The organism is Streptomyces flaveolus (genome assembly GCF_014648815.1).
GTDB lineage: Bacteria > Actinomycetota > Actinomycetes > Streptomycetales > Streptomycetaceae > Streptomyces > Streptomyces flaveolus.
Window position 1 is genome coordinate 1 of the sequence record NZ_BMRV01000044.1, and the last position, 842, is coordinate 842.

The following is an 842-nucleotide window of genomic DNA, read 5'->3' on the forward strand; positions in this document are numbered from 1 at the left end:
CATGATCACTCGCCCCAAAGCAGCTCCAGCCCAAAGCCGCTCCACCGACCTAGTTCCGGCCAAGTTCCCGTGGAGACGAGCTGAGCACAGTGGATACACATGCAGACGTACGCAGACAGACGGCCGACAAACGCCTAACCAACCCGGAGGAAAACACGCGCGCTACAGGTAGCTGGAACTAAGCAGCAGCGGCGGCGGTCAATGGGAAGCCCAGCAGCCCGCTGCTACGGTCTCTCACAGCTCCACGGCTCAGGCACGAGAACCCCCGCACGAACCCAGTCAGTTGAGTGCCACGAGCGTTGAGGCGGAACACGTACCACCTGCGCTAGTCTGCACCCCAACCGAAGACAACTGTCTTCAGGAACGCCTTCAGGCCGTGCGTCTCGATCTTTGGCGGACGAACGCACAGCCAGGGGCGTATCTCGTATCAACCTTGGAAGGACGACGATGGACGAGCCAGAGGTCCACCCCAGCGCATCCCGAGATGCGTGCAACGTAACGCATAAAGTGTTGCATTGCAATGCACGCACTGCGGCCGACCATGACAGGCCGGCAGGCCGCAGCCGTGAGGCGTGGCGACACCCGAGCATCGTGGCGGCACTGATCGGTGCTGCCGCTACCGTGACCGCCGCCGTGATCACCGCCGTGGTCTCCGTGATGCTGGTCAAGATGCTGTGACGTGTCCCCCACGTGCCCGACGGAGCAGTACATCACGGCACCAAAAGGGGAACCGCGGGGAACGCGCCACATAGCAGCAGGTCAGGAAGACCGCAGGTGGGACCACATCCGCGTACGCGATCTTCCAAACTGGCTACGCGGGTTCGATTCCCGTCGCCCGCTCC

At 62.8% G+C, this 842-nt stretch carries 1 protein-coding gene; it reads left to right on the forward strand.

Annotated elements, in window-relative coordinates:
* Positions 1 to 447: 447 nt before the first annotated feature.
* The gene (locus IEZ05_RS36115) at positions 448 to 678 is read left to right on the forward strand and encodes a hypothetical protein (protein WP_189234557.1); all 231 of its coding nucleotides are present in this window, start codon (positions 448 to 450) and stop codon (positions 676 to 678) included.
* Positions 679 to 842 lie beyond the last annotated feature (164 nt).

Excerpts from the sequence above, each read along its gene's own strand:
- IEZ05_RS36115 (WP_189234557.1), top strand. The coding sequence starts at position 448 with ATGGACGAGCCAGAGGTCCACCCCAGCGCATCCCGAGATGCGTGCAAC.